The 22,521-nt window shown below is 36.9% G+C and carries 25 protein-coding genes; 7 read left to right on the top strand and 18 right to left on the bottom strand.

Annotation, left to right across the window (positions count from 1 at the left end; all coding sequences use genetic code 11):
- Positions 1 to 44: 44 nt before the first annotated feature.
- The 11 genes from J4N46_RS10485 to J4N46_RS10435 all read right to left on the bottom strand — a co-directional run bounded on the left by J4N46_RS10485 (position 45) and on the right by J4N46_RS10435 (position 7,458).
- Complete coding sequence (locus J4N46_RS10485; RefSeq protein ID WP_208059240.1) at positions 45 to 404, bottom strand: hypothetical protein; 360 nt, start codon at positions 402 to 404, stop codon at positions 45 to 47.
- A gap of 575 nt (positions 405 to 979) precedes the next feature.
- Complete coding sequence (locus tag J4N46_RS10480) at positions 980 to 1,138, bottom strand: hypothetical protein (RefSeq protein WP_208059239.1); 159 nt, start codon at positions 1,136 to 1,138, stop codon at positions 980 to 982.
- A 41-nt stretch (positions 1,139 to 1,179) separates the two neighbouring features.
- A complete protein-coding gene (locus tag J4N46_RS10475) occupies positions 1,180 to 1,353 on the bottom strand; it encodes a hypothetical protein (RefSeq protein ID WP_208059238.1) in 174 nt (57 codons plus the stop codon).
- Between the two features lie 105 nt (positions 1,354 to 1,458).
- Positions 1,459 to 2,514: a glutaminyl-peptide cyclotransferase gene (locus J4N46_RS10470; RefSeq protein ID WP_208059237.1), complete on the bottom strand. Its 1,056-nt coding sequence runs from the start codon at positions 2,512 to 2,514 to the stop codon at positions 1,459 to 1,461.
- Positions 2,515 to 2,519: 5 nt separating this feature from the next.
- Complete coding sequence (truB, locus tag J4N46_RS10465; protein ID WP_208059236.1) at positions 2,520 to 4,019, bottom strand: tRNA pseudouridine(55) synthase TruB; 1,500 nt, start codon at positions 4,017 to 4,019, stop codon at positions 2,520 to 2,522.
- Positions 4,020 to 4,033: 14 nt separating this feature from the next.
- Positions 4,034 to 4,681 (bottom strand): epoxyqueuosine reductase QueH, encoded by a 648-nt coding sequence (locus tag J4N46_RS10460; RefSeq protein ID WP_009414685.1) that lies wholly within the window; start codon positions 4,679 to 4,681, stop codon positions 4,034 to 4,036.
- 51 nt (positions 4,682 to 4,732) lie between these two features.
- The gene (locus J4N46_RS10455; RefSeq protein WP_208059235.1) at positions 4,733 to 5,179 is read right to left on the bottom strand and encodes a GNAT family N-acetyltransferase; all 447 of its coding nucleotides are present in this window, start codon (positions 5,177 to 5,179) and stop codon (positions 4,733 to 4,735) included.
- A 17-nt stretch (positions 5,180 to 5,196) separates the two neighbouring features.
- A complete protein-coding gene (gene pyrF, locus J4N46_RS10450) occupies positions 5,197 to 6,003 on the bottom strand; it encodes an orotidine-5'-phosphate decarboxylase (RefSeq protein WP_208059234.1) in 807 nt (268 codons plus the stop codon).
- A 2-nt stretch (positions 6,004 to 6,005) separates the two neighbouring features.
- Positions 6,006 to 6,245, bottom strand: a complete 240-nt coding sequence (locus J4N46_RS10445; RefSeq protein ID WP_208059233.1) for a hypothetical protein — start codon at positions 6,243 to 6,245, stop codon at positions 6,006 to 6,008.
- Positions 6,238 to 6,936: an SIR2 family NAD-dependent protein deacylase gene (locus tag J4N46_RS10440; protein ID WP_208059232.1), complete on the bottom strand. Its 699-nt coding sequence runs from the start codon at positions 6,934 to 6,936 to the stop codon at positions 6,238 to 6,240. Before J4N46_RS10440 ends, J4N46_RS10445 begins: the two co-directional genes overlap by 8 nt.
- A 246-nt stretch (positions 6,937 to 7,182) precedes the next feature.
- The gene (locus J4N46_RS10435; RefSeq protein ID WP_009414691.1) at positions 7,183 to 7,458 is read right to left on the bottom strand and encodes an HU family DNA-binding protein; all 276 of its coding nucleotides are present in this window, start codon (positions 7,456 to 7,458) and stop codon (positions 7,183 to 7,185) included.
- 199 nt (positions 7,459 to 7,657) lie between these two features.
- On the opposite strand from J4N46_RS10435, the gene nusB reads away from it, so the two are divergent.
- Both nusB and yajC read left to right on the top strand, forming a co-directional pair.
- Positions 7,658 to 8,593 (top strand): transcription antitermination factor NusB, encoded by a 936-nt coding sequence (nusB, locus tag J4N46_RS10430; RefSeq protein ID WP_208059231.1) that lies wholly within the window; start codon positions 7,658 to 7,660, stop codon positions 8,591 to 8,593.
- A 35-nt stretch (positions 8,594 to 8,628) separates the two neighbouring features.
- Complete coding sequence (gene yajC, locus J4N46_RS10425) at positions 8,629 to 8,934, top strand: preprotein translocase subunit YajC (RefSeq protein ID WP_009414693.1); 306 nt, start codon at positions 8,629 to 8,631, stop codon at positions 8,932 to 8,934.
- A 140-nt stretch (positions 8,935 to 9,074) separates the two neighbouring features.
- Here the strand turns inward: yajC and J4N46_RS10420 are convergent, their stop codons facing one another.
- From J4N46_RS10420 to mnmE, 7 genes are all read right to left on the bottom strand, one after another.
- Positions 9,075 to 9,764, bottom strand: a complete 690-nt coding sequence (locus J4N46_RS10420) for a PAS domain-containing protein (protein ID WP_208059230.1) — start codon at positions 9,762 to 9,764, stop codon at positions 9,075 to 9,077.
- Between the two features lie 135 nt (positions 9,765 to 9,899).
- Entirely contained in the window at positions 9,900 to 11,369 is a 1,470-nt protein-coding gene (locus tag J4N46_RS10415) for a UDP-N-acetylmuramoyl-L-alanyl-D-glutamate--2,6-diaminopimelate ligase (protein WP_208059229.1), read from the bottom strand.
- A gap of 9 nt (positions 11,370 to 11,378) precedes the next feature.
- A complete protein-coding gene (locus tag J4N46_RS10410; RefSeq protein WP_236013950.1) occupies positions 11,379 to 13,445 on the bottom strand; it encodes a penicillin-binding protein in 2,067 nt (688 codons plus the stop codon).
- Positions 13,446 to 13,448: 3 nt separating this feature from the next.
- Entirely contained in the window at positions 13,449 to 13,715 is a 267-nt protein-coding gene (locus J4N46_RS10405) for an FtsL-like putative cell division protein (RefSeq protein ID WP_157049190.1), read from the bottom strand.
- Positions 13,716 to 13,775: 60 nt separating this feature from the next.
- Positions 13,776 to 14,693: a 16S rRNA (cytosine(1402)-N(4))-methyltransferase RsmH gene (gene rsmH, locus J4N46_RS10400; protein WP_208059228.1), complete on the bottom strand. Its 918-nt coding sequence runs from the start codon at positions 14,691 to 14,693 to the stop codon at positions 13,776 to 13,778.
- A gap of 133 nt (positions 14,694 to 14,826) precedes the next feature.
- The gene (locus J4N46_RS10395; protein ID WP_208059227.1) at positions 14,827 to 18,006 is read right to left on the bottom strand and encodes an AAA family ATPase; all 3,180 of its coding nucleotides are present in this window, start codon (positions 18,004 to 18,006) and stop codon (positions 14,827 to 14,829) included.
- Between the two features lie 19 nt (positions 18,007 to 18,025).
- On the bottom strand, positions 18,026 to 19,459 hold the full coding sequence (gene mnmE, locus J4N46_RS10390) for a tRNA uridine-5-carboxymethylaminomethyl(34) synthesis GTPase MnmE (protein ID WP_208059226.1): 1,434 nt from the start codon (positions 19,457 to 19,459) through the stop codon (positions 18,026 to 18,028).
- Positions 19,460 to 19,647: 188 nt separating this feature from the next.
- Between mnmE and J4N46_RS10385 the strand changes: the two genes are divergently transcribed.
- From J4N46_RS10385 to ftsY, 5 genes are all read left to right on the top strand, one after another.
- Positions 19,648 to 20,343 carry an SAM-dependent methyltransferase gene (locus tag J4N46_RS10385; protein ID WP_208059225.1) on the top strand — a complete coding sequence of 232 codons (696 nt, stop codon included), beginning with the start codon at positions 19,648 to 19,650 and terminating at the stop codon, positions 20,341 to 20,343.
- A 343-nt stretch (positions 20,344 to 20,686) separates the two neighbouring features.
- Entirely contained in the window at positions 20,687 to 20,923 is a 237-nt protein-coding gene (rpmB, locus tag J4N46_RS10380; protein ID WP_009414702.1) for a 50S ribosomal protein L28, read from the top strand.
- Positions 20,924 to 20,939: 16 nt separating this feature from the next.
- Entirely contained in the window at positions 20,940 to 21,122 is a 183-nt protein-coding gene (gene rpmG, locus J4N46_RS10375; protein WP_009414703.1) for a 50S ribosomal protein L33, read from the top strand.
- 10 nt (positions 21,123 to 21,132) lie between these two features.
- On the top strand, positions 21,133 to 21,285 hold the full coding sequence (locus J4N46_RS10370) for a DUF4295 domain-containing protein (RefSeq protein ID WP_002680984.1): 153 nt from the start codon (positions 21,133 to 21,135) through the stop codon (positions 21,283 to 21,285).
- A 109-nt stretch (positions 21,286 to 21,394) separates the two neighbouring features.
- Positions 21,395 to 22,360, top strand: coding sequence for a signal recognition particle-docking protein FtsY (gene ftsY / locus J4N46_RS10365; protein ID WP_208059224.1), 966 nt, complete (start codon positions 21,395 to 21,397; stop codon positions 22,358 to 22,360).
- Positions 22,361 to 22,521 lie beyond the last annotated feature (161 nt).

Below are 22,521 nucleotides of genomic sequence, written 5' to 3'. Positions count from 1 at the left end.
TTGTTTTTCTTCTTGAAAGTTATTCATATTTCTAATAAATGATTTCATAGGTATTTCCTTGATACCGCTTTATCGTCTTTGCTTTGTGTTTGGCTAAATTGTACGAGGCTGCTCATCGTTGCGCTTTTGGAATTTAGCCACGATAAATTGAGTATATAAAAGCGGTTTTTGCCTTCAAGGGCTGATTTTTTGTTGATATCTTTTTCAGAATAGCCTTCTTCTCGATACTTACGATAGATAGCGGCATGCTCGTAGGGCTCTTCGAGGGTTCGGTTGGCGTTGCTTATCTCTTTGGCGTAGCGTATGGCATCGGCTTCGGTGGGATAATCTTCATTAGCGTACTTTACGGGTACGGTTTTATGTTTGAGGCGTTTGAGTGCCTCAAAGCGGTGATGTCCTGCCAAAACGAACGTTTTGTCTTGCTTTTTGTTGCATCATACCTATAGTTGAATTCTTTACTATGGAAGTGGAGAATAATTAGCATTTTTAATTAATTTTTGATTTATAAAAAATTGCTAATTTCTATTTTTTTGTATCTTTGTACCGAAAACAAGTGAGAGCGTTTTGGGCGTTGGGAAATTTAGGGGGGCTTTAAAGCATCATCTATTTCGCTCACTTTTACTACAAAGGCTGTCCGAAAAGTTTAGTTTAAACTTTTTAGGGCAGCCTTGTAGTTACTTTTTGAGGAAGAAAAATTAAGTGGCTCGTAATAGACTAATAATTTTTGTAGATATATTTTTATCAGTTATAGTTCATTTAGTAGATTGTCTAAGTTACCAGCTTTCATTCTCCCAGCTCTTATGTCTCTCATTTCTTTAAGTCCTTGCATAAGCATTTTTTTAATTTTTTTTATAATTTCAGGTTTTTTATTTATTATCTTATAGGGTTATAAGGTTTTAATAATCCTTTGCTATAGAGTTCAGAACCTATTTTTTGGCACTGAACTATAAGTTGTTTAAAATTATTAATCTTTTCATCTCTATTTAATAGGAATACCATTCTCGTCTTCCTCTAAATTATCAGGAACTTCAAGAGCTTTTCTTGATTTTGTAACTTTTACAAAATCAAGTGTTCTTGCATACTTCACAAAGCTTAGGGCTTGAGGAGAGTCATTAGTAATTGTTATTATATAAGACATAATATTGTGTTTTTATCAATTCTAAAATCATTCTTCTAAAATCATTCTTCTAAAATCATTTTCATTAGATTTCTTCGTGTTACATTTCTATTGATTGATTGTGCAATTTCATCAATAGCTTTTTTCTTTTGATAATAAGAAAGCTTTGAAGCCTCTTTTTTTGTAGTAACTTTTTCAGTAATTTTTTTACTGGTTTTTGTAATTGTTGCTGACATAATTATCTGGATTAAAAATATTAAATAATTTGCTAATCAGTAAATATGTTAAGAATCTATGCCGTCATTGTGGTTGTCGAAGGTGGGTATATAGCCTATCACTTTCTATTCATTAGCTACAAACACCACCTCAAAAATCTTATTCCAGTTTTTCCCTGTAATGAAGAATGTATTACGAGTAGGGTGGTAGGCAATGCCGTTTAGCACATCAAGGTTTGCACTTTGAGCTACTTTTTCCTTCAGCCCACGAACATCCACTACTCCCTCTATAGCACCACTTTCAGGATTGATAATCATAATCCCATCTTTCAAGAAAGTATTCGCATAAATCTTTCCATTAGCAAATTCCAATTCATTAGCATTAGTAAAAAGCGATTTATCAGTACAAAGCTGTATAAAATCCTTTTCTTCAAAAGTTTCAGGGTGTAATAACCATATTTTTTCGGTATCATCACTCTTGTATAGTTTATCCCCACCATTGTGGCACAATCCCCAACCCTCTTTACTATTGTTGTATTTAAAAGTACGCTGTAGGTTCAATTGTAAGTCATATATGAGTCCAATATTCTCACGCCACGTAAGTTGTAGCACCTTGCCCCTAAACACTGTAGCCCCTTCTCCAAAATAAGTAGGTTCTAAAGGAATATTCTTGTAAATTTCCCCTGTAAAAGGATTCCATTTTCGTATAGACGATTCTTTGTATTGCCCCGTACTTTCTATCAAAGTATCCCCCACAAATTCCAATCCTTGAGTATAAGCCATCGGGTCGTGGTCATATACGTTTAAGATATTGTAGTGGTAAAGCTTTGGGCTTGTGGCAGCCAGCAGTAAAACCTCCTTTTCTACCCTATATTCTTTGCCGTCCTCAGTACGCACACTCACCACCAAAGGTTGTTTTCCTAAGAGTAAGTCGCCCAAAATCACCTTGTTATCAGTAAGCGTTAGCGAATGTTGATGAATTTTGTAAGTAGCCTGTGTTATTTTACTATCAAAACGCGGGTGAGTAAGTTTTATTTCAAGCGTATCTCCCATTTGGTACGCCCTTTTTTTAGGAGACAATTCTATGGTAAAAGCATCTTCAGTCTTTACATCCGAAGCATTTTTGCAAGCAATTACAACAAATGAAAGAATAAATAAGTAAATAAGTCTGGAAAGTGTCATAGTTTTTATCTTTTACGTTGGAAAATATAAGTTATAGAACCAATTTGTTCTTTTTTCTGAATATTAACATTAAATTTAGCCTGTTGGGCATAGCGTAGAGAGTTATCTATTAAGCAATCGTTATCAGTAGTAGATTGCTGTCTGTCTATACTCGTTTTTGTAACTCTACCATTATCATTTACTGTAATGATAACCACCACCTGCCCTTCAGCCTCACAAGTAAATACAGGATTAGGAATAACCCCCGTTCTGCCTTGTAAACTGTATTTTACAAGTGTATTTTTATTCACTTTGTCAGTTTCACGCACCTTTATATCAGCACTAGTTTTTTCATTCACCACAAAGTCCGTAGTAGTGCGGTCGCTACTTAGCAACTCATCTTTGGCAGTAGCCATTTCAGTAGCCATACGCTCGTTCAGCAACTCATCTAAAGTCTTTATTTCATCAGTAGAATGTTGTAGCAGAGGATTTGCTTGGTTGTAAGCATTAGTAGTTAGATTGTTTGAAGATAAAGTATTAGGAGTAGGCGAGGTAGGAAGCTCATCGATAGGAGTAGGAGGTAAGGGTACATCATCAGGTAATTGCACCATCTCTATCAAAATTTCTTTAGGTTTATGTTGCAACTGCGTAGCCATCAGGGTAATAACTGTCCCAAAAAGTATCAATAAAGTAAGCATTATTGCCTTGTCACCTCGTGAAAACATACCTGTAAATTGCTGCCATTCACGCTCCAACCAATTGTTTTTTTTCTTCTTTTTAAACGAGGGTGTCACCTCCTTAGCCTCCAAAGGCTTAACATTACCCCCCCTCAAATCAGGAATATAAGCCTCTACAAACGCATCTGGTGATAATGCATCCTCCACCTTGTAGTCTCCTATCCTTATACGTCTCAATGCCGATAGGTAACCTCCCGTACCTAAAGCTTTGCCAAAGTCATTCGCTAGCGAACGAATATAAGTCCCTTTACTACAAGTTACCTCAAAGTGAAGCTCAGGAAAGTTAGTAGCATCAATCTCAAAGTTGTGAATATAAATAGTCCGTTGCGGTACTTCCACCACCTCACCTTCACGAGCAAACTCGTACAAGCGCTTTCCCTCTTTTTTGATAGCCGAAAATACAGGAGGAGTCTGCAGTAGTTCCCCCGTAAATTGTTGCCGCACCTGCTCTATCATTTCAGGAGTAATATGAGCAGTAGGGTAGTGGGTATCCACTTCAGTTTCCATATCATATGAGGGAGTAGTAGCCCCCAAAGTAATAGTCCCCGTATAGGTTTTAGTAGCGTCCTGTATTTCAGTAATTTTCTTGGTATATTTACCTGTGCATAGCACAAGCAACCCCGAAGCAAGTGGGTCTAAAGTCCCAGCGTGCCCTATTTTTATTTTTTTAAGTTTATAATGCTTAATGATAGCCCATTTTATCTTATTTACCGCTTGAAATGACGACCAATGTAAGGGCTTATCTATCAAAATAATTCTTCCTTCCGAAAATTCTTGTGCTGAAATCAATATTATTATGGGTTTTAGTTTATTCCGTAGTATTTTTCACCTATTTTTATACGCTCTTTTCCGTGTTCCAAACGCCATTTGTTAGTATCTCGCAACGAATAAGCACAGCCACAATATTCCTGCATATAAAAGTGCTCTCGCTTACTTATTTCCAGCATCCGTGCCGAACCTCCTTTCTTGCGCCAGTTATGCGTCCAATAAGTAAGCCCTTCATATTTAGCAGCAGCTCGCAAGCCACTATCATTTATCTGGTCAAAGTTCTTCCAGCGCGAAATACCCAGCGAACTGCTAATGGTATCAAATCCATTTTCGTGTGCATAAAGAGCCGTACGTTCAAAACGCATATCAAAACACATCGTACAGCGAATACCTCGTTCAGGCTCCATCTCCATACCCTTAGCCCGTTCATACCAATTATCGCTGTCGTAATCAGCATCTACAATAGGAATCCCACACTTTTCAGCAAAACGAATATTCTCATTCTTGCGTAATTCATATTCTTTTAAAGGGTGAATATTAGGATTATAAAAATAAATAGTAAAATCTATTCCTGAAGCCTGAATAGCCTCTATCACCTCCCCCGAACAAGGCGCACAACAAGAGTGCAATAACAATTTCTTGCCATTGTTCGGAAGCACAAGTTGCTCTCTTATCAATTCCATCGTTTATCTATTATCTATAAGGCTGCAAAATTACAAAACAAAATCCAATCATTAGCTTTCAGGAGGGTAGATTTCTTTTAAAGCTTTCACCAATACCTCCACTCCTTTATGCTTAAACCCCTCATTTTCATATAGCTTAATAGCAGCTACATTATCAGGTGAAGAAAATAACAATATTTCCCCTAAGCCCAAAGATTCTCCTTTTTTGATGAGTTGCTGAATTAGCTGCGTACCTAATTTTTTTCCACGTTGCGAAGCATCTACCACCACATCTTCTATCCAGCCCTTGTAGCCCGAAATTACTTGGTAAATAGCCATCGAAGCCATCGCCTTTAGTCGTCCATCCTCCACATATCCCACTATGTAAGGAGCTTTTTCCTCATCTTCAAATAGTTCTCTAAGGCTACGCTGGTAGCGTCGGCTCAGTTGTGCAAATAAATTATGAGCATCTTGTTCTATTTGCGGAGTAATGTTTTCTTTTGTTAAAAATGTAATCATAAAAAGATTGTTATTCGTTATTTGATAAATTTAGCCATTTCTTGCTGCAATTCAGCAGCCTTTTGGGCAGCCACTTCAGCAAAATCCTCTTTTTCCGAAGCATAAATAATCCCTCTCGATGAGTTAATTAGCAAGCCGTAGTCCTCATTCATCCCATAACTACACACCTCTTCCAAACTACCCCCTTGCGCACCCACACCAGGTACAAGTAAAAAATGATGAGGCACTATCTGGCGTATTTCTTTCAAATATTCAGCCTTTGTAGCACCCACCACATACATCAGTTGCTCACTGTTCTTCCATCCCAATGACGTCCTTAAAATTTTCTTGTAAAGAGGTTCTCCATCTACAAGCTGCGTCTGGAAATCATAAGCACCTTCATTTGATGTAAGAGCTAATAGTATCGTATATTTATCTTTAAAAGCTAAAAAAGGCTCTACCGAATCCTTTCCCATATACGGAGCTACCGTTACACTGTCAAAGTTCAAATCCTCAAAAAAAGCCTTCGCATATCGGCTCGAAGTATTTCCAATATCTCCACGCTTTGCATCTGCAATCGTAAAAATATCAGGATAATACTCATTCAGGTAAGCAATAGTCTTTTTTAGAGATGACCACCCTCTCTCTCCATACGCCTCATAAAAAGCCGTATTAGGCTTATAAGCCACCGCAAAACAATGCGTAGCCTCTATAATAGCCTTGTTAAAAGCAAATATAGGATCTTCCTCTTTTAGCAAATGTGCAGGTATTTTTGCCATATCAGTATCCAAACCCACACATAGCAAAGATTTTTTATCACTGATAAGTTTTTTTAACTGTTTCATCACTAATATTCGTCTCTTTCAATACGTATAATCTCACGTTCGTAAAAAGCCAAAGCCTCTTCTATCAGGCGCTCACTTTCAGTTTCAAGTTCCTTGGTGTCCTCCTCTTCAAACTCCTCAAGCCATTCCACCTCATTGGTATCTACATTTAGTACAAAACGCGGAAACTCCAAATGCACAACAAAGATATCATCAGGAAAATCAGTGTTGTCTGCCAATAAAAATTTAGGAAAATTACTCATTTTTATATCTTTCTTTAATTAAATCAATCACTTTTTCTACCCCTACACTCGCTTTTTCGGCAATAACCGTAATATTACCACTGCTGCCAATACTTGGGTGAGGGTCTATATAATAAATAGGCGTACCTTCAGGAGCGTAATGCATCAGTCCTGCTGCCGGATATACCTGTAGCGAAGTACCTATTACCAATACAATATCAGCAGTTTCTACCTCTTCTACTGCCCTGATAATCATAGGTACATCTTCGCCAAACCATACAATATGCGGACGTAATTGTTTTCCATTTACCCCCAAATCACCCACTTTTATATCGTGATTACAAGGGTAAGTAACCATATCGTTATCCACCTCACGCATCTTTAGCAGTTCCCCGTGTAGGTGAATAATATGCTTACTTCCCGCACGTTCGTGAAGGTCATCTACATTTTGAGTAATCACCACCACCTCGTAGTCCTTTTGTAGTTCAGCAATCAAAAGATGCGCCTTATTAGGCTTTACAGTAGATAGTTGCTGCCTGCGCTCATTGTAAAAGTTCAATACCAATTCAGGATTATTTTCAAATCCCTGTGGCGTAGCTACATCTTCCACACGGTAGCCCTCCCATAAGCCTCCTGCATCCCGAAAAGTATTCACTCCACTTTCTGCACTCACCCCAGCACCCGTAAGCACCACTATTTTTTTCATTTTCATCTTACTATTAGTTTTTAGTTGTTGTTTATTTTTGATTCACATTTCATCATCACATCACTCCCATTACTTTCATTAGTCCACTAGTTCCACCGAACCTTGAGCGAACCTTGAGCGAAGGATAAGCGAAGGATAAGCGAAGGTTGAGCGAAAGAAAGTCAGCGAGCTGGCGCAGCTGAGTATGTGACATAATTCAAAAATAAAAAAGTCCCTTTCTCCTAAAGGCAAAGGGACTTTTGTAGTGAGCAATTAGTTGTTTACAGCATCGGCTAATTCAGCTCCTGCCTTAAATTTTACAACCTTTTTAGCAGGTACTTTGATAACTTCGCCAGTGCGAGGGTTTCTAGCCTCTCTTGCTTCTTTGTCAGCTACCTGCCAAGAACCAAATCCTACGATAGACACCTTGTCACCTTTTTTAAGAGCATCTTCTACTGTCGAGAAAAACGCTTCCACAGCCTTCTTTGTATCAGCTTTTGATACACCTGATGCTACTGCAATAGCATCAATTAATTCTGTTTTATTCATATGATAACTTTTTAAATGAAGTTAATTCGCACAAAAGTAAGAATATATTTTATCATACCAAAAAATTAACCCTAAAAAACATCAAAATTAGCAAAATATTAACATTTACCCTAAAAATAATCCTTTTTTACTTGCTAATTACACGTTTTTTCGTACCTTTGCAACCTCAAAAACAAGCTTAAAGAAGTTCTCACAAATTATGATTACAAGACGACATATTAGGGCTAAAGTAATGCAGTCGGTATATGCTTTGCAACAAAGCCAAAGTCAAGATTTAGATAAAGAATTGAAATTCTTAGAAGAAAGTGCAGCCAATTTGTACGATTTGTATCTACTACAATTTTCATTACTTACCGAAATCCATAAATACGCTACCCATCAACATAATATAGCTCAAAAAAAATACCTAACCACCAATAACAACACCCATTTAGCCATTGTTAATAACCAACTTCTATGTGCTATCTCCCAAAATAACGCACTACAAGATGCTATTGAAAATGCCCATATAAATCTTTTTGATGTACATTACGAATACGTCAAAAACCTCTATAAAGACATATGCTCCAGTAGCATCTACGAGCAATACAGTACCCAAAAAAACGACTTTAATACCGATAAAGACTTCGTCATCGCTATATTTGAAGAAATTATAGCCCCAAATGACGAGCTCTACGACTTTATTGATGACTACAATATTACTTGGACAGATGATTATCCTGTAGTAAATAGTTATATTGTAAAGTTACTCACCAATTTACGCCCTAATCCCCCACAAAAGTATTTCACCCCTTCACTATATAATAGTGATGAAGAAAAAAAATACCTCACCGATTTGCTTAAAAAAACAGTACTCAATGATGATAAGCTAAAAAAATTAGTAGAAAGCAAATTAACCAATTGGGATAAAGAACGCGTAGCCATCCTCGACCTTATCCTTATTAAAATGGCAGTCAGCGAGTTTCTTTATTTTCCAAGTATTCCAGTCAAAGTAACCATTAATGAATATTTAGAGCTTGCCAAAGACTATTCCACCTCCAAAAGTAACTTCTTTATCAATGGTATACTAACTACTGTTCATAAACAGCTCACCGAAAGTGACGAAATAAAAAAAATAGGACGAGGACTCCTATAACAAATGATAAATACAATAATTTAAATTAATAACGAATGCAAACATTAAATCAATTAGCACCTTATATATTGGTATTTGCGGTGCTTTATTTTATGATGATTCGCCCCCAAATGAGGCGACAAAAACAAGAAAAAAACTTTATCAAAGAAATGAAGAAAGGCGATAAAGTAATCACCAAAAGCGGTATGCACGGGCGCATTGTAGAGCTCACCGATGATACTTGTGTACTCGAAACCCTTTCAGGAAAAATAAAATTTGAGCGCACAGCTATCTCTATGGAACTATCTGCTAAACTCAAAAACACCGATAAAAGCGATAAAAAAGAAATAAAAGAAGCTTAAATCTTCCTTTAATTACAATAAAAAAACTACCAAGTTGTGAAACTTGGTAGTTTTTTTGTATTTAATAATACTCAAACTTAAGGTATTTCTATTGTTGTTTATTGCCTTTTGTACTTATTTTCTCTCATCAATTATTACTACTAATTTGTAGAGAACAATTTAGCAAAGAAACTCTTGCGCTGTGTAATGTTTGTATTCTCCGATGGGTGTTCTTCACTAAATATATCGTCTGAAATCTCATCAGTAGTGTTAGTACCTCCTATAGGGTCAAATTGCATATCCGAAGGATTAGCAGCACTTGTACCTTCAAGGATACTCATTACATATTCTATGTATGACTTACCTTGTTTCTCTAAGAAACCTTTGAAATAGCGATTACTAAGTGGCATATCACCTATCTTTTCAAGTTTCAATAGAGTTTGGTATAAAGGCTCTATATGGTCAGTAACTACATAGTCTGGAATGGCACGCCTACGGGCAGTGATACTCACTACCTCATTCATAATATTACGACCCACTTCAAAATCTGTAATTACCCAATAGTACTTCCCCGATTTTGAAAGATTCTTTATGATAGCGTGAAAGTTACGTCCTGCTAAGATATTATCCCAAGTAATCTTGAATATAATCTTGGGCATATCGGGGTGGCGTATAATATTATGTGGTTTACCTATAAGCTCGTTAGCAGTATATCCACATACGTCTACAAAAGTTTGGTTTACATCAGTAATATTTCCAAACTTATCAGTTTTACTAATAATGGTTTTGGTTTTATCCCATACTACTTCTTGGTTAATAGGGGTAGGTTTATTGATGTTTTGTCCAGGCATAGTCTTTCGTTTTTATATAATACGCACTCGCAAAGGTATAAAAGCTATTATTAATAAGCAAATAAAAAACAAGTTTTTTTACAATTCATTCTCTTTTTTTTTGTAATAATCTTATTATCAGTGCTATTTATAATCCTATTTCTTATATAGAGCCAAATATTCTTGCACTATTTTAAAGTCGTCAAAGTCGTGTTTTATGCCTTTTATCTCTTGGTAAGTCTCGTGCCCCTTGCCTGCAATAAGTATAATATCGCCTTTTTTTGCACTTTTGCATACGGCTTGTATAGCTTGCCGTCTATCGGTTATGGTTTGCAATTTATGAAAATGCTGCGCTTGTACTCCCTGTTCCATTTCAGCAAGTATAGCCTCTGGTTCTTCATTACGTGGGTTGTCCGAGGTAAGTACTACATTATCACTTAGTGTAGTGGCTATATCTGCCATTATAGGACGTTTTCCTTTGTCTCTATTGCCACCGCAGCCCACTACAGTAGTAAGTGTCTCGTTGTGAGTGCGTATATCATTTATTGTTTTTAGCACATTTTCAAGAGCGTCAGGGGTGTGGGCGTAATCTACAATAGTAACTACCCCTGTAGCCGAAACGGCATACTGAAAACGCCCTGCAACGGGGCTTATACTGCTAAGTAATGTAAGCGCTTCTATTTTATCTACACCTAAAAGAGTAGCCACCCCAAATACAGCCAACAAGTTATATGCATTAAATTCTCCTATAAGTTTTGTCCATACTTCCTGCTGATTGATACGTAATAATAGTCCGTCAAATCTGTTTTCAATAATATACGCTTTAAAATCTGCAGCTGTTTTTAAGGCATAAGTATATTTGTGAGCCTTAGTGTTTTGCAACATATAAGCACCATTTTTGTCATCATTATTTACAAGAGCAAAAGCAGTAGCAGGTAAATTATCAAAAAAGCGTTTTTTTACATCTCTATAAGCTGCAAAGGTTTCGTGATAATCCAAATGGTCGCGAGTTAAATTTGTAAATACCCCCCCAGCAAATAGCAGTCCTTCAGTACGTCCTTGGTCTATACCGTGCGAACTTACTTCCATAAAGCAATATTGTACTCCTTGAGCTACCATTGCCCTTAGATAACGATTCAGCTGTAGTGGGTCGGGGGTGGTGTGTGTAGCTTCATAACGATCCTCATCTACATATACAGCTACTGTAGATAACAATCCAGCCTTTTCACCTCTTTTCTTAAAAAGCTGATATAAAAGCGTAGCTATAGTAGTCTTTCCATTAGTGCCCGTAACCCCCACTAAAGTTAGCTCTTTAGACGGGTTTTCGTAGTAATTTGAAGCTAATAAAGCCAAAGCCTTATGGCTGTTAGGTACAACTATATAGCTAATATCAGGGAATAGAAGTTGCGGCAACTTCTCACAAACTATAGCTACCGCTCCCTTTCGGCTTGCTTCGTCTATATAAATATGTCCGTTGGAGTTTGTACCTACTATAGCTACAAACATACAACCTGGTTTCACTTCGCGTGAGTCGAAGCAAATAGATGTAATCTCTTTATCTTCAAACCCCTCTACATAAAGAGTAGCTTTTATAGCTATTCCTTTTAGTAATTGCTCTAAAATCATTGTCAAAAGTTATTCTAATTGCAAATATACAAGACTATTTCTTGCTACTTTAGTATTTTTTTCTATAGATTGCTCTGTTACTTTTCCATTACCAGCAATTTTTACCCGTAATCCCATATTTTCAAGTAGAGAGACTGCGTCCATAGCACTCATACCTTTAAGGTCGGGCATAATAGTTTTGTATTTATCTGCTTTTATATAGTAATCATTATAGTTTTGCTGAGTTGTATTTGATACTTTATCTACATCACTCACCGATGCCATTAGTAAAGAGTTAGTATAGATTTTATGGGCAATGCTCTTAAATACAGGTCCTGCCACATCAGCCCCATAAATACCTACACTTTTATCGGGCTCATCAATTACTACTATACACGAGTATTCAGGGTTATCTACAGGAAAGAAACCAGCAAATGACGATATATAGTTCAGTTTTGATTTATCTACATTTGCATAGTTCTTACGAGCAGTTCCCGTTTTGCCTGCCATAGAAAAGTCAGGTGAATAGAGCCTATGAGCAGAGCCGTATGAGCGTTGCACTACATCGGCAAGCATTCCCTTAGCACGTTCTGCTGTCTCTTTAGAACATATCTTCTTATTAATAATCTCTACGTTGAACTTCTCTATTGTTTTGTTCCACTCTTTTACTTCTTTTATCATCCGCGGTTTCACCATTACCCCACTATTAGCAATCGCATTGTAAAACGTAAGGCTTTGCAGTGGCGTTAGCTTTACCGCATAACCTATTGATATAGATTGCAAACTTACACCACTCCACAATTTTTTATCACGAGGTGTGAGTATTACAGGCTCACCTTCTCCTAATATAGGAAAATTTAGTGTTTGGTTTAAGTTCATATCCAATAGTTTATTGGTAAACAAACTTGGGTTTTTATCAAATAGATTGTATACTAATTCTGTCATTCCCACGTTTGATGATACCGAAAAAGCTTTATTGATACTAATAGGCCCTCTAAATTTATGTTGTGAATCTTCAAATTTAGAATCGTGGTATTGCTGTTTTCCGTCTCTAATATCCACTACATATGAGGTGTCTATTTTACTTGTTTCCATTGCAGCTACCACTGTCATCAGTTTGAATATAGAACCAGGTTCGTGGGCTTCGCCTACAGCAAAATTGTAAAGTTCAGCATATTTACTACCATTAGAAGTTAGTTTTAGGTTTGACATTGCTTTTATTTCGCCTGTACTTACCTCCATCACTACAGCACACCCTTGTTTTGCCTTATATTTTTTTAGTTGCTGAAGCAGAGCGTGGTGTGCTATATCTTGAATATTGATATTGATAGTAGATACCACATCATATCCATCTTTAGGCTCTATGATATTGAATCCACTTGCTATTTTCCATTGGTCTTTTGCTATTTTTTGTTCAATGCGTTTACCTTTGGTTCCTAATAAATAGTTAGCATAAGCCCCTTCCAGCCCCACACGCACTGTATAGCCTGTTTCATCTGTACGCGCATAGCCTATACTTCGTTGCGCTATTTCTTCTAAGGGGTAACGCCTTGTAATATTTTTCTCTATGATAAGTCCTCCTTTGAAAGGGCCTAAATCAAATAGTGGAAACTTTCTGATACGTATATATTCGCTATAATCTAAATTACCAGCCACCCACATATAGCGGTTACCCTGAGCCATAGCCCGTTTGAATTTTTCTTGGTAGAAACTGCTTCGGCGTCCAAACATTTTAGATAGAGAATCTGAAAGTGCCCTAATATGTTTATTTACAAGCTCTTTTTTTGGAGTACGAGCATCCCAGCGCACATTATAGCGTGTAACTGAAGTAGCCAACAAACTACCATCATCAGAATACAAATTCCCTTGGTTGGGCATAATTTCAGCTTCACGCATTGTAGTTTCCTCTACTTTTGTACGATAGGCATCTCCCTCTATTACTAAACGCACAAGATTAAACGCTATAGTTAAAAGAACAACTAAAAATACACCCCCCACCACATACGTACGCGTTAGGCTAAGCCTATGGTCTTGTATATGGTCTTTTTGTTTCTTTTTAGATTTTTTTTTCTTTTTTTTGGGTTTTTCGTCTTCCATTTCTTATTCTTTTACAGATACCTTAATCCTTTGCGGAGGTTTGGCAGGCTGTTTTAATCCTCTGGTTTCCAAACGCTCTAATAATGACGACTCTAATCGCTCTTTTTGTAACTTAGAGCGTATATCAACAAACTGGCTTTTGAGACTATTCACTTCTTCGTTTAGTTGGGTTATCTGGTTTACCTTTCTATCTGCCGAGTGTGAATAACCAATTCTGATGATAATTAAAACTGCTATAAAGCAAACAAACAGCCAAACGTTGTACGACATTAGGCGTTGTAGTACTAATAATTTTATTTTTTCTTCTTCAGCTTCCATATCAAAGATATTTTATGAGGAGGCTACACGTTCTGCTATACGCAGTTTGGCACTCCGAGCTCTGTTGTTGTTATTTATTTCGTTTTCAGTAGGAACTATAAGCCCTCCTACTTTTTTAAAAGGTACTTTTACGTTGCCATACCAGTCTTTTTCGGGTGTCCCTTCTAATTGTCCATCGCGTATAAAACGCTTTACGCAACGGTCTTCTAATGAATGATAACTTATCAAGCTAATGCGTCCGCCTACTTTTACTACTTCGGGTAGCTGAAGTAGAAATTGCTCTAAGGCAGTAATTTCACCATTCACCTCTATACGAATTGCTTGGTATATTTGTGCTAATAGTTTATTTTCCTTATGTTTGGGAAGTAGAGGTTTTAGTGCCTCTTGCAGCTCACTTCCTAAAGTAATAGGTTGATTTTCTCTAAAAGAGACTATAGCCCGTGCAATAGCTCGTGCATTTTTCAGCTCGCCATAGGTATAAAAGAGTGTAGCTAAATCGGTTTCGTTATAATCATTTACCACTTCTTGTGCCGATAGTGCGCTTTGTCTATCCATACGCATATCCAACGCTCCGTCAAAACGGGTAGAAAAACCACGTTCTGCTATATCAAACTGATGAGAGGATACCCCAAAATCACCTAATACTCCATCTACTTGCGCTACCTTATAAAAGCGCAAATATTGTTTTATAAACTTAAAATTTTGCTGAATGAGAGTAAAACGAGGGTCATCTATACGATTATTGGCAGCATCAGCGTCTTGGTCGAAGGCGTAAAGCCTACCATTTTCGCCTAATTTACTAAGGATAGCACGAGAGTGTCCGCCACCGCCAAAGGTAACATCTACATAGGTGCCATCTTCTTTAATTGCCAGCCCCTCAATACTTTCATTGAGGAGTACGGGTATATGATAAGATTCGTTAGGGTTCATCAAAGTATTTTAATTTTAGGGCGCAAAGATACGAAATAATTATTAATGTTTTTAATGATTAGTGTTTATCTTTCGTTTAAGGTTCGGTGAAACTATGCTCTGAATAAGGGATGAATAGCAGGTAAATAGCCGATTAACCATTAATTGTTATCCTACTTTTTCCATTACCTTCTTTTTGAACTTCTACTTTTACAGCAATACGCTCTACCATTTCTTGTATGTGCGAGATGACGCCTACTTTTTTCCCTTGATTTTGCAAACGTTCTAAAGCATCTAAAGCCACTTGTAATGTTTCGGCATCCAGTGAGCCAAATCCTTCGTCTATAAATAAGGTCTCTACATTCATTTTTGTTGATGATAATGACGAAAGTGCCAATGCTAAGGCAAGCGATACCAAGAAACTTTCTCCTCCTGATAGCGAATACACAGAGCGTATTTCGGCTGCCATATCGTTATCTATTACCTGCAACCCGAGTGTTCCTGCAATGCGCTGTAAGGTGTAGCGCTTATTGATGAGCTTCATTTGCATATTTGCGTATTGCAATAGCAGGTCTAAGGTGTATTCTTGTGCATAACGCCTGAAGTTAGCCCCGTTACTACTTCCTATCAGGTTATTTAGCTGCCCCCATTGCTTTGTAATCTCTTCTTTTTGAGCTATTTGTTGCAATAGTACTTGCATTGCCTTTTGCTGTGCAGCATCGTTTAGCAATTGGCTTTTATAGTTTATTACGGCAGTGTGTAGCACCTCTTGTGTTTCTTTTTTGGTTTGATAAGCTTCTTTCGTCTCGGACTCGCTGAGTGTTAATGGTTTCTTTTTACTATGTGCCTGCAGCGTTTTTTGCTGTTCTTCGGCTATGGTAGTATATTTAGCAATACGCTCATTTAGCGCTTGATAAGCTGTTCGTTCTTGTTGTAACCATTCGTGTGAATAGGCAGCCCATTTATCTAAATGTTGGTATAGATACGTTTTTTCGGTAGGGTAGTGGGTAGTTACCCATTGCTCTATTGCATCGGTAGCTGCGGTCAATGTTTTTTCAGTTTGCTCCTTTTGGGCAGTTAATGAAGATAGAGAAGTTTCATTAGCCGTAATGCTAAGCAAAAGTGTGTTATAAGCATTTTGTGCCTCATCAATTACAGCAACGAGGTGTTTTAGTTTTTTTTCATAAACCATTTCTACCTCTTGGGCAGGTTTGTTACCTAATAACCCCGTTCTTTCTGCCTTCAAATCCATATGTTGCTCACTATCAAATTGCAAAGTTTTCTGCAAAGGTATAATATCCTGTTGTAAAGTAGTTATTTCGGCAGTTAAGGCAGCCTTGTCGTTAGCTAATTTCTGTAAGCGTTCCTTGGCTTTTTGTAATGAACTTTCTTCTTTGTCCCATTTTTGTTTTAGGAGGTTTATGTTTTCTATAAAAGTATTAGTTGTAGTTTCCCATAGGGTAATCCACTCTTCAGTAAGAGCCAATTCTTGTAGTTGAGCTCTATAATCCTTTATTCGCTGTTGGTACTCTTCGCTCCTACTTTTTATTTTTTCTTTTTGGGCAGTGAGTTCATTTAGTGCGTTGTGTTGTTTTAGTAGTTTTTCACCTTTTGCAGCTATAGTTTTGGTTAGCTCATTTACTTTTTGCTTTGCATCATCACGTTCTTTCTCTACTACTTTTATCAGCTGTTCTTGTACCTCTTGTTGTGCATTGGGGTGATGCAGCGAACCGCATACAGGGCACGCTTCACCTTCAGTTAAATTTTGTCGCAAAAGTACGATATTATGAGAGTTTTCCAACTGCGTTTTTTGTACAATACGCTCTGCTGTTTGGTAAGCCGCTTGAGCTATAGGTAGTTCTTGTTGTGCAGAAGTCAGTTCTGTTTCTAAAACCTTTACTTCCTTTTGCAGTGGTTCTGTATTCAACATTGCCAGCTCCTGCTTATTTTTTTCAATATACGTTTGTAAAGTTTCCTTTTCGGTAGCTAAATTCAATAACCAATGATAGTTATCTTTTATAACTACTTGATTTATATGTGCTGATAGCCACGCTTCACGTTCTTGTTTATAATTTTCACCTTTTTTTATATTCTCGGCAACCAATGCTGCTTCGGCTTCTTTTTCGGCTAATTTTTTTTCCTTGTTTTGCAGTTGTAGTTCTTTTTCAGCTAAGGTACGTTCCGCCTCGGCAATCAGTATGTCCAGCTTTTTAGCCTTTTCAATAACTGGTTTATCTTGCTTATATTGCTCATTTAGCTCGGTAAAATCTTTTTGATAAGTAGTAAGATTACTCAATAGTGTTTTTTCTTCGGAAGATAGATTTTCTTTTTCAGCTTTATCTTTGTCTATTTGTTGTTTTATAGCGATTAGGTTATCTGCTTCTTGCTGTTTGCTCACTACCTCCTGCTTAATAGCTTGTATAGCCTCTATCATTGCCAATTCGGCAAAACGAGTTGCTTCGCGTTCTTTTTCGTCTATAGCTTTTTCTTTTATAGCAAGAGCTTCGTTATACTGACGGATAAACTGTTGCTCATCGGCAAACCACTTTTGTTGTTCACTTAACAATGCAATTTCTGCTTGTAGTTTTTCTAAGTTAAGTTCATCAGTAGCCAAGTGCGTTTTTATTTGTTCTTTTTCCTCTTCTGATAAAAAGGTAGTGTTTTTGCGTTGGGCTTCTAATAGACTAAGTTCGTAGTTATGTTGCTTATAAATTTCGTATATTTTCTGTGATATTTGAGTGTAGATTTCAGTACCTGTAAGTTTTTCTAAAATGTCGGAGCGTTTGTTATCATCTGCTTTTAAGAAGGAAGTAAAATCACCTTGAGCTAAAATTACCGATTTTGTAAATTCATCAAAAGTCAAACCTATCAATTCTTTGATACGTTCTAAAACAATGGTTTTTCTATTTTCGGCAAAGGGCTCATTATCGGTGCAATTGTATAGCAAAATAGTTTCGCTTTGCAGGCTGCCCCCTTGTTTACCACGAGCACGGCGTACCTGCCATTCGGCTTCGTATATTTTGTTGTCTATTGCCTGAAAGGCAACTTTGGCATAGCCCGATACAGCCCCTTTGCGCAGCAGGTTTTTTACGTTATTAACCTGCAAATCGCTATTGCCATCGGTGATTACCTGATTAACTTTGGTTGTAGCTAAGCGAGGTGTATCGTTGTAAAGAGCCAAACAAATAGCATCTAAAATAGTAGATTTACCAGCTCCTGTAGCTCCAGTAATAGCAAATAAACCTGCCGATTTCAGTGGTTCGGCTTCTAAATCAATTGTAAAAGGGCCTTCAATAGAGGCTATATTATAAAGAGAAACACTAAGTATTTTCATCTCCTAACTTACTATTCAACTATTTTCCGATACAGAATTTACTAAAGATATGACCTAAAACCTCATCGTTGGTTACGGCTCCTGTAATACTGCCTAAGTGGTACAGAGCTTCGCGCAAATCTATTGCTAAAAGGTCGCCTGAAAGATTTAATGCTAATCCTTCTTCTACTTTCTCAATAGCTTGTAGGGCTTCTTTAAGTGCTTCATAATGACGTAGATTGGTTACTATAGCTGCATTATTCCCCACAACTAACGTATTTGCGTATGCTGTCAGTTCTTTTGTAAGCAAATCTAAATTTTGGTGATCACGCGCTGAAATGCCTAAAAGAGTAGTAGTGTATTCAGGCATCAAAGCTGCTTTTAGGGTAGCATCAAAATTGCTCAAACTATCGCTATACGTAGCCTCATATTGGTCTATTTTGTTGTGGAGTAGTATTATTTTTAGGTCTTTTCGGTAGTTTTCTTTTATAAAACTAATAATTTCATCAGGCTTGTTGTCATTTTCATCATATAAGTAAAGCAATATATGTGCTAAAGCCATTTTTTCTTTGGCTTTTTGTACACCAATAGCCTCTATTTGGTCTTTTGCCTCTCTTATACCTGCTGTATCTATAAATCGGAAGCTAATACCTCCTATATGTAAAGTTTCTTCAATCGTATCGCGCGTTGTTCCCGCTATATCTGAAACAATAGCACGTTCTTCATTTAGCAAAGCATTTAACAAAGTCGATTTGCCAGCATTAGGTTTGCCTACTATTGCTACTGCAATACCATTTTTTAGTACATTACCTACTGAAAACGAATGTAACAGCCGCTCAATGGTAGTTTTTATGGTTGTTAGTAGCTTTCTGAATTGTTCTCTATCAGCAAAAGCTACATCTTCTTCTGAAAAATCTAATTCTAATTCAATAAGTGATACAAAATTGAGTAACTCTTTTCGTAAATGTTCTATTTCGGTAGTAAAACCACCTCTCATTTGTTGCAAAGCCACCTGATGACTTGCATAACTATCAGAGATGATAAGGTCGGCAACGGCTTCAGCTTGGTTTAGAGCCAATTTTCCGTTTAGAAATGCCCGTTTGGTAAATTCACCTGCTTCAGCCAAACGGCAACCTTCTTGCAGACAAAGCTTTATAATCTCTTGTACTATATAACTACTGCCGTGGCAGGAAAACTCCACCACCGGTTCGCCTGTGTATGATTTTTGTCCCTTGAAGATAGTAGCCAAGCATTCGTCTATTACTTCAGTTTTACTTTTAAGAGTACCCAAATGCACTGTATGAGAGGGCACTTCTATCAATCGTTTTCCGTGTACAGTACTGAATATTTTATCAGCTATATCAATAGCTTTATTTCCTGAAAGACGTATTACTGCAATAGCACCTACCCCTATAGCAGTTGCCAAAGCCACAATTGTATCGTTGGTACTATTTATATTATTCAAATGATTCATAAACTGTCTTTTATCATCTATTATACAAATTGGTATTACAAAAGTATAAATAAAAAATGAAACCACAAAAAATAATGGCTAATCCCACTTTTTTTGTACCTTTGCCTTTCGCAACTACTTTATTACTACAAACTTGCAGCTCTTATTTACTTTTTTTGTAGATAACAACTAAAAACTAATAACTAAAAATGAGTCATATTTATTTAATTCCCAATTTATTAGGTGATAGTACCCTCAGTGTATTACCTTCACAAATAGAAGAAGTAGTACAAACATTAAATTATTTTATTGTAGAGAATGAAAAATCGGCGAGAAAGTTTATCAAACGTATCGCTCCTGATAAGGTACAAGCCGATTTACGAATTGCTGTTATAGATAAACATCAGCCTCATAACGATATGCTACCTTTTATAACTCCGTGTTTGGAAGGTATCTCTGCTGGTATTATTTCTGAAGCAGGATGCCCAGGAATTGCCGACCCAGGTGCCGATATTGTACGCCTTGCTCACCAAAAAGGACTTAAAGTAGTTCCGCTGGTAGGGCCTTCTTCTCTTTTATTAGCAATGATGGCAAGTGGACTCAACGGACAAAATTTTGCCTTTAATGGTTATCTTCCTATAGATAAACAACAACGCAAGAGTAGCCTGAAGGCATTGGAACGCAAAGCCCAAGAGGGACAGTCGCAGTTGTTTATAGAAACACCTTATCGCAATACCCAGCTTTTGAATGAGCTTACTACTACTTTGCACGACAATACCTTGTTGTGCGTAGCTTGTGATATTACACTGCCTACAGAGCATATACAAACACTCACTATTCGCCAATGGCGTTCTACTTCTATTGATTTGCACAAGCGTCCTACTATTTTTATTATTGGTATTTGATTACATATTTGGCTGCGCCAGCTCGCCGACTTTCCTTCGTCACATACTCGGCTGCGCCAGCTCGCCGACTTTCCTTCGCTCAACCTTCGCTCATCCTTCGCTGAAGGTTCGCTCAAAGGATAGTTTGATTGACAGGGGAAAACAGATTATTTTTACAAATTTCTTTAGCGAGTGTAATTTTTTGAATAATGGTATATTTTTAGTTAATAGATTGATTATCAAAGTATTTAAAAATTTATCATCTTGAAAAAAATAATTTTGATAAAAAAAGTTTTGCTAAATAAAAAAAATATTGTACTTTTGCACCCCGAATACAAATAACACATTAATAAATAGAGAAAAAATGGCAAGAGTTTGTGACTTAACAGGCAAGAAAGCATTGGTGGGCAACAACGTGTCGCACGCAATGAACAAAACGAAACGTAAATTTAACGTGAACCTTCGCACTAAACGCTTCTTCATTCCAGAAGAGAATGCGTGGATTACCCTTAAGGTATCGGCAGCTGCAATCAAAACCATTGACAAAAAAGGTATTTATGCAGTGCTACAAGAAGTAGAACGCAACGGATATATTAACTAATAAAAGACGACACAAAATGGCTAAGAAAGGAAATAGAATACAGGTTATTTTGGAGTGCACAGAGCACAAAGATAGTGGCGTAGCTGGTACTTCACGTTACATCACGACCAAAAACAAGAAAAATACCCCTGATAGATTGGAGCTTAAGAAGTTCAATCCTATCCTTAAACGAGTAACTGTTCATAAAGAAATTAAATAATTAAAAGGTTATGGCAAAGAAAACAGTAGCAACTTTACAAGGTAAATCAAAAAAGCTTACTAAAGCTATAAAAATGGTGAAATCACCTAAAACGGGTGCTTATACTTTCGTGGAAAGTGTAATGGCTCCTGAACTTGTTGATGAATTTTTAAAGAAGAAATAATTAAATTTTCTCTATTTTTATCATATCTGAAAAGCTGTCGTGAGACAGCTTTTTTGCATATATAAAGTTTTTTTATTACCTTTGCACAACTTTTTTTAAAAATATAGTTATGGCATTTGAATTTTTGAAAAATATCTTTTCTAAAGAAAAAAAAGAAACGCTTAACAAAGGGTTAGAAAAATCAAAAAATACGTTTTTTGACCGTCTTGGTAAAGCAATTATAGGAAAATCAAAGGTAGATGATGATGTACTTGATGATCTTGAAGAAGTGCTCATTGCGAGTGATGTGGGGGTAAATACCACCTTAAAAATTGTAGATCGTATACAAGCGCGGGTTGCTAAAGATAAATATTTAGGTACTTCGGAACTGAACACTATTTTACGAGAGGAAATAGCAGGATTGCTTTCAGAAACTCATATGGGCGAAGCTACTGAGTTTTCTTTCCCAGCTGACAAAAAGCCATATGTAATGATGGTGGTTGGCGTGAATGGTGCGGGTAAAACCACCACTATAGGCAAATTGGCAAGTCAGTTTACTAAAAAAGGACTCAAAGTGGTATTGGGTGCGGCAGATACTTTTCGTGCGGCAGCCATAGACCAGTTGCAGGTGTGGGCAGATCGTACAGGTGTACCGATGATTAAACAACAACTGGGGAGCGACCCAGCTTCTGTAGCTTATGATACCCTTAGTTCTGCTGTGAAACAAAATGCCGATGTAGTGATAATAGACACCGCAGGGCGTTTGCACAACAAAATTAACCTAATGAATGAGCTTAGTAAAATAAAACGAGTGATGCAGAAGGTAATTCCTGATGCGCCTCACGAAGTATTACTTGTATTGGACGGTTCAACAGGGCAAAATGCCTTTGAGCAAGCCAAAGAATTTACCAAAGCTACTGAAGTTACAGCCTTGGCGGTTACCAAATTGGACGGTACTGCTAAAGGAGGGGTAGTGATAGGTATTTCTGACCAATTTCAGATTCCTGTTAAATATATAGGAGTAGGTGAAGGGATTGATGATTTACAGATATTCAATAAGTATGAGTTTGTAGACTCGTTTTTTTCTGGAAAATAATTCTATTTTACACTGAAAAACAATGGATTACATTGTTTTTTTACTGATAAAAACTATACAATTTACTAAATAGGAAAGAGTAGAGGAGGAGGTGTCTTAATTAGACACATTCTTTTTTATATACAAAATGTAAAAACATTATTTTTTTATCAATTAATATT

Source organism: Capnocytophaga bilenii (assembly GCF_017565765.1).
Lineage (GTDB): Bacteria > Bacteroidota > Bacteroidia > Flavobacteriales > Flavobacteriaceae > Capnocytophaga > Capnocytophaga bilenii.
The sequence above is the reverse complement of the archived record's forward strand: the minus strand, read 5'-3'. Positions and strand labels throughout refer to the sequence as shown.

Excerpts from the sequence above, each read along its gene's own strand:
- J4N46_RS10480 (WP_208059239.1), bottom strand. The coding sequence starts at position 1,138 with ATGTCTTATATAATAACAATTACTAATGACTCTCCTCAAGCCCTAAGC.
- J4N46_RS10475 (WP_208059238.1), bottom strand. The coding sequence starts at position 1,353 with ATGTCAGCAACAATTACAAAAACCAGTAAAAAAATTACTGAAAAAGTT.
- J4N46_RS10470 (WP_208059237.1), bottom strand. The coding sequence starts at position 2,514 with ATGACACTTTCCAGACTTATTTACTTATTTATTCTTTCATTTGTTGTA.
- J4N46_RS10460 (WP_009414685.1), bottom strand. The coding sequence starts at position 4,681 with ATGGAATTGATAAGAGAGCAACTTGTGCTTCCGAACAATGGCAAGAAA.
- J4N46_RS10455 (WP_208059235.1), bottom strand. The coding sequence starts at position 5,179 with ATGATTACATTTTTAACAAAAGAAAACATTACTCCGCAAATAGAACAA.
- pyrF (WP_208059234.1), bottom strand. The coding sequence starts at position 6,003 with ATGAAACAGTTAAAAAAACTTATCAGTGATAAAAAATCTTTGCTATGT.
- J4N46_RS10445 (WP_208059233.1), bottom strand. The coding sequence starts at position 6,245 with ATGAGTAATTTTCCTAAATTTTTATTGGCAGACAACACTGATTTTCCT.
- J4N46_RS10440 (WP_208059232.1), bottom strand. The coding sequence starts at position 6,936 with ATGAAAATGAAAAAAATAGTGGTGCTTACGGGTGCTGGGGTGAGTGCA.
- J4N46_RS10435 (WP_009414691.1), bottom strand. The coding sequence starts at position 7,458 with ATGAATAAAACAGAATTAATTGATGCTATTGCAGTAGCATCAGGTGTA.
- nusB (WP_208059231.1), top strand. The coding sequence starts at position 7,658 with ATGATTACAAGACGACATATTAGGGCTAAAGTAATGCAGTCGGTATAT.
- yajC (WP_009414693.1), top strand. The coding sequence starts at position 8,629 with ATGCAAACATTAAATCAATTAGCACCTTATATATTGGTATTTGCGGTG.
- J4N46_RS10420 (WP_208059230.1), bottom strand. The coding sequence starts at position 9,764 with ATGCCTGGACAAAACATCAATAAACCTACCCCTATTAACCAAGAAGTA.
- J4N46_RS10415 (WP_208059229.1), bottom strand. The coding sequence starts at position 11,369 with ATGATTTTAGAGCAATTACTAAAAGGAATAGCTATAAAAGCTACTCTT.
- J4N46_RS10410 (WP_236013950.1), bottom strand. The coding sequence starts at position 13,445 with ATGGAAGACGAAAAACCCAAAAAAAAGAAAAAAAAATCTAAAAAGAAA.
- J4N46_RS10405 (WP_157049190.1), bottom strand. The coding sequence starts at position 13,715 with ATGTCGTACAACGTTTGGCTGTTTGTTTGCTTTATAGCAGTTTTAATT.
- rsmH (WP_208059228.1), bottom strand. The coding sequence starts at position 14,693 with ATGAACCCTAACGAATCTTATCATATACCCGTACTCCTCAATGAAAGT.
- J4N46_RS10395 (WP_208059227.1), bottom strand. The coding sequence starts at position 18,006 with ATGAAAATACTTAGTGTTTCTCTTTATAATATAGCCTCTATTGAAGGC.
- mnmE (WP_208059226.1), bottom strand. The coding sequence starts at position 19,459 with ATGAATCATTTGAATAATATAAATAGTACCAACGATACAATTGTGGCT.
- J4N46_RS10385 (WP_208059225.1), top strand. The coding sequence starts at position 19,648 with ATGAGTCATATTTATTTAATTCCCAATTTATTAGGTGATAGTACCCTC.
- rpmB (WP_009414702.1), top strand. The coding sequence starts at position 20,687 with ATGGCAAGAGTTTGTGACTTAACAGGCAAGAAAGCATTGGTGGGCAAC.
- rpmG (WP_009414703.1), top strand. The coding sequence starts at position 20,940 with ATGGCTAAGAAAGGAAATAGAATACAGGTTATTTTGGAGTGCACAGAG.
- J4N46_RS10370 (WP_002680984.1), top strand. The coding sequence starts at position 21,133 with ATGGCAAAGAAAACAGTAGCAACTTTACAAGGTAAATCAAAAAAGCTT.
- ftsY (WP_208059224.1), top strand. The coding sequence starts at position 21,395 with ATGGCATTTGAATTTTTGAAAAATATCTTTTCTAAAGAAAAAAAAGAA.